The sequence below is a fragment of the Rhodopila sp. genome (assembly GCF_035548235.1).
In the GTDB taxonomy this organism is placed as follows: domain Bacteria; phylum Pseudomonadota; class Alphaproteobacteria; order Acetobacterales; family Acetobacteraceae; genus Rhodopila.
Window position 1 is genome coordinate 1 of record NZ_DASZTJ010000221.1, and the last position, 4,552, is coordinate 4,552.

General features: G+C 69.9%; 5 protein-coding genes. 1 reads left to right on the plus strand and 4 read right to left on the minus strand.

Annotated elements, in window-relative coordinates:
• Positions 1-442 precede the first annotated feature (442 nt).
• The 4 genes from VHB27_RS18485 to VHB27_RS18500 form a co-directional block, all read right to left on the minus strand.
• Positions 443-754, minus strand: a complete 312-nt coding sequence (locus tag VHB27_RS18485) for a hypothetical protein (RefSeq protein ID WP_325603237.1) — start codon at positions 752-754, stop codon at positions 443-445.
• 112 nt (positions 755-866) lie between these two features.
• A complete protein-coding gene (locus VHB27_RS18490) occupies positions 867-1,949 on the minus strand; it encodes a DUF2125 domain-containing protein (protein ID WP_325603239.1) in 1,083 nt (360 codons plus the stop codon).
• Positions 1,950-2,166: 217 nt separating this feature from the next.
• The gene (locus VHB27_RS18495) at positions 2,167-2,955 is read right to left on the minus strand and encodes a lysophospholipid acyltransferase family protein (protein ID WP_325603241.1); all 789 of its coding nucleotides are present in this window, start codon (positions 2,953-2,955) and stop codon (positions 2,167-2,169) included.
• Positions 2,952-3,623 (minus strand): YdcF family protein, encoded by a 672-nt coding sequence (locus VHB27_RS18500; protein WP_325603243.1) that lies wholly within the window; start codon positions 3,621-3,623, stop codon positions 2,952-2,954. The genes VHB27_RS18495 and VHB27_RS18500 overlap by 4 nt, the downstream gene beginning before the upstream one ends.
• 223 nt (positions 3,624-3,846) lie before the next feature.
• On the opposite strand from VHB27_RS18500, the gene VHB27_RS18505 reads away from it, so the two are divergent.
• Positions 3,847-4,272, plus strand: a complete 426-nt coding sequence (locus VHB27_RS18505) for an MJ0042-type zinc finger domain-containing protein (RefSeq protein WP_325603245.1) — start codon at positions 3,847-3,849, stop codon at positions 4,270-4,272.
• Positions 4,273-4,552: the final 280 nt, after the last annotated feature.

Genomic DNA, 4,552 nt, shown 5'->3' on the forward strand with positions numbered 1-4,552 from the left:
CTTGATCCACAATCGAGCCATCATCAGTCTTCGTCCACGCCATCCGCTCGCTCCAGTCTGACGCTACAATGCCTCATCGGTTAGCCCTCAAACGCTCATTTTACATTCCATTCTGCACACTTGCCGTGGTTCTCCTTCACTTCCGTCCTATTCGCCTCGCCTCCTGGCACAACGCGACGGTTTGGCAAGATTTATGCAGGACTCGCGGGGTAACCGGACCGAATGAATATTTACTCCGTAAGATCGCGCCTCGATAGCTGCCATTCCGCTTTCAGTCCAAGACAGCCTCGGACGAATGTCCGCTTCAGGCACCGCTGCGCTTTAAGCGGAAGGTTACAAAGCCACCCATAGCAACCGCGCTTGCAAAAGACACAATCCCCTCAAAGGGGGGGATTCCCAGGGGGCCAGAAAGCCGCCGCGTTTGCCCCCCAAGGCCGCCCCCCTAGGCGACCTCACGCAGGCAAGGCTTCACAACACGGGACACGGTCCGCACGCCGACCACCTGGCGCAGGTTGCCCTCGACCAGGTGGACGTAGTCCGACGGCATCGCCTCCATCGCGATCTCGACATGCATCGTCTCCCCCGCCAGATGCGACCACATCCGGTCGGGCACCAGGTCCCGCTTCGCATAGGGCTGCAGCAGGCGCGGCAGCAGGCCGGGGCAGGCATCGGCGTCCAGCAGGAAGCGGACGGACAGTCGTTCGGGGGACGAAAGGCTCGCCGGCACGGGCGAGGACGCAAGAAGGGCGGACATAAGGACTCACTCCGGATCAGGCTTCGAAAAAACGGGATCTCCCCGGCTGCTAGGCAGCCGGGCCGCTAATTCGAAGGATCTGGATCGCCTTTCGCATGCTGCCCTTATAGCATCATGGTTGCGACCAGTCGAGTTCCGGCAGTCTCACAAGTGGCACCTGCCGCATCGACAGCGTGCGGTACTGCAGCGTCAGGGGGACCTCGACCTCGGCCGGGGCGCCGCCGGTCCCGGTCCCGGCCAGCAGGGACAGCATGGCCTTCGCCACCGTCGCCGCCGAACGCGACAGGACGCCCGCGGCGGCCAGGTGGTCCAGCGTCTCGTCATAGCCGCTGACCTTCGCGCTGCCGCTGCCCATGGGCTGAAGCTGGTCGTCCAGCGCCAGCGTCGCCGAGGACCGCAGCCACAGCGGGCCCCAATCCACCGCGGCGTGCCTGACCTCCAGGGAACCGCCGCCGTCCCGCCAGGCGCCGGCGGCATCGGCCAGCGTGCGGCCCGCCGGGAACGGTCCGTTCAGCGTCCCGTTGACCGCGATGTCGCTGATCTTGGGACCCAGCGGATACTTGAAGCGGGGCGGAAGGTCGATGCCGGAGGCAGCGCACAGGAAGTCGATCCCGGACGGTTCGGCCAGGCTCGCCCGCCCGTCGACCTGGGCCACGTGCGCCACCCAGGCCCGCGTCGCCGGCTCGACCCGCAGGCCGCGGCCGGTGACGGTGACATCGTGGCCCGGCGGTCCGGTCAGGGGCAGGTGCGCCTCCAGCGCGTCCTCCGCCAGCAGGACGGGCGGGGCGTCCGCCACCGCGAGGCGCTGTTCCCCGCCCAGCGCCACCGTCAGCGTGGTGGGCCGGTAGAGCGCCAGGTCCAGCCGGACCTCGGCGGCGGCGAAACGCAGCGGCACCGGCAGGAAGCCGGGCTGCCCGCCTCCGGGGTTCCCGCCTCCGGGCTGTCCGCTTGGGGCGCCACTGGGCGGAGTGTAATCCATGCGGACATCGGTCAGCCGTCCGGTGACGGCGTCCGGCCAGCCGGAGATCGAGCGCGCGCCGATCTCGATATGCCAGCCCTCGGCCGTGCGGTCGGCGATCCAGGCATCGAGTCCGTCACGCATGCGCGAAGCCGCCCAGTTCCAGTAGACAGCGTCGCCGCCAGCGAGCACGATGGCCAGGATTACGACGACGTATAGGTACCAGCGCCTGCTCATGGCGGCGTCCGGACGGGCTCGCTTGAATCTCGCTCGGCGAATACAACCTTTGCGCGAGTCGGCTCTTTCATCCCCAGACGAAAAACCCGATACAACCTGGTAATGTCTTTCACTTTATCCTTTATAAACAATAATTTCTGAGACGTCCTTCGATAACGCGGCCGGCCGCCGCCAGTTTCCTGCACAGACTTATCCACAGGGATTTCCACGCCGGACGTCAAGCTGACAAACCACGTTCCGGTGCCGCTGCCGCCCCCTTTGTCGGCCCCTCTGTGGCCCCCTTTGGCGCCCCCTCTGCCGTCCTCTGCAGAGCCGGGGCCTCCAGGGAGGCGAAATGCGCGCGCAGGGCGTCCAGCATCGCCTCGCGCGGCAGGCTGGCCGGGATCGGGGCGCCGATCGCGATGGTGATCGTGCCGGGGCGCTTGACGAAGGCCTTGCGGCTCCAGCACCGCCCCGAATCGGTCGCGACCGGGATCACCGCCTGGCCCGACCGCGCCGCAAGCGCCGCGATGCCGGGCTGCAGGGCACCGACGGTGCCGGGCTCGCTGCGGGTGCCCTCGGGGAAGAGGATGACCTGGCGTCCCGCCCGCAGCGCCTCCGTCCCCGCGCGCAGCAGGGCGCGGATCGCCGCCGGCCCGGCGTCCCGGTCGATCGGGATCTGGCGGGCGACGTGGATCAGCGGACCGAAGACGGGGATCTTCGTCAACTCCTGCTTCAGGACGTAGCAGCAGTCGGGGACCAGGGTGAACCAGACGAAGGTGTCGAAGGCCGACTGGTGGCCCGAGGCGATCAGCGCGGCGCCGTCCGGGATGTGCTCCCGGCCCGTCACATGCAATCGTATGCCGCAGATCGCCCGCGCGGCGCCGACCAGCAGCCGCGCCCACAGGCGCACGATGCCCAGCAGCCCCTCGGCCGACACCAGGGCGGTCAGGGCGGCGGGCCAGACCAGGATGAAGGTCAGCGCGAAGAACACCGCGTTGAACAGCGCCGAGCGGACCAGGATCATCCGGCCGCTTTCGGATGCGCGGGACCGGGGTGGGCGGAGGTCGGATGCGCAGGCGGGACCTGCCCGCTCTCCCGCCGCGGGAGCCAGACCGACAGGCCCGAGAGCGTGAACAGGTATTTGGCGTACTCCTCCAGGTCCAGTTTCAACCGGGGCCCCCAGACCGCGAGGCCCTGTTCGGTGGGTTGAACCGGCAGCGGATACAGTCTCACCCCTGGCAGCGCCGAACGCAATTCCAGCAATGCGCGCGGCATGTGGTAGCCGGCGGTGACCACGGCCAGCGTCAGGATCTTGTTTTCCCGCGCCCAGGCCGCGGTCTCGACCCCGTTGCCGCGGGTGGAGGCGGCGTAGCGCCCCAGGGTGATGCGCGAGGCGAGCGGGGCAAGGTCCATGCCGGCCACGTGGCCCAGCACGGCAAGGTCGGTGCCGCCGCCGATCCCGGTGATCAGCAGCCGATGGGCGCGGCCCTGGGCGAGCAGGTGCAGCGCGGCCTCCACCCGGCCCGGCCCGCCGGTCAAGGCCACGATCCCGTCGACGTAGGCGGGCAGGGGCGGCGCCGGCTGGGCCGTCATGTGGGCGAACCAGGCGAATCCCCCCGCCGCGGCGACGGCGGCGATCGCCAGCAGCCGCTTCGCGATCCAACCCAGGCGGCGCATGGCCAGGCGGCGCATGGCCCGCTCAGGCTCGACGCCGGCCGAACCTCGAAGCGCGGCTCGGCAGACGGGCGGCCACGGGCGTCCAGGGGAGGGGGAATCGGCGCATGGGGCATCGTTTACTCAAACGCGCGCGGGTTTGCCATTTCGGACTCTGTGAGCGGAGGTGGCGATACAACTTTTAGTTTAGTGTCGTATCTGTTATACACGCTCTATAGACCTGCCGCCGAAACGTGCCGCCATGAACCTCGAATGCCCGTCCTGCCACGCCGCCTACCTTGTTCCCGGCCGCCGCCTGGGGTCCCGCCGGGTCGTCCGGTGCGGGGCCTGCGGCCATGAATGGACCGTCGTGGACGAGCCGGAGCTGGCGCCCGCGGACACGCCTGCCGCGGCGGTCGAGACAACTCCCGCACCCGCGGGGCCCGAACCGCCGGAGGGGGCGGCGATCGTCGCCCTGGGCGAAGCGCCGGCGCCGCCCCCGCCCGCCACGCCCCGCAGCCCGCTGCTGGTCGGGGCCTGGGTCGCGTCGCTGCTGCTGATCGTCGGCGTCGGATCGGCGGTCTATGCCTGGCGGTCCGAGGTCGTCCGCGCCTGGCCTCCGGCGGGGCGCATCCTGTCCGCCGGCCTGGTGGCGGCGCCGGACCCGCACGCCGATCCCCGCGGCTGACGGACCGCGTTCGGCGGGGCCGCGACCCTGGCTTCGCTCGCCGTCCCGCTGCCATCCCGACCGGAGCATCCCGGGGCGCCTTTCGGCACCCCCAATCCGCGTCTCCCGAGGGCCATCCCACCCGGATTCCCCCCTTGGCAACCCCGCCAAGGGGCGCCTCCGCCACCGTGGGTCTCGCCGTCCCGCTCGCGCGCAATCCCTAGGCAACCCCAGGGGCGCCTCCGTCACCGGGACGCCGGCGTGCCGGGGCGCTTCACCGGTTCGAAATCGCCCTTGCGGC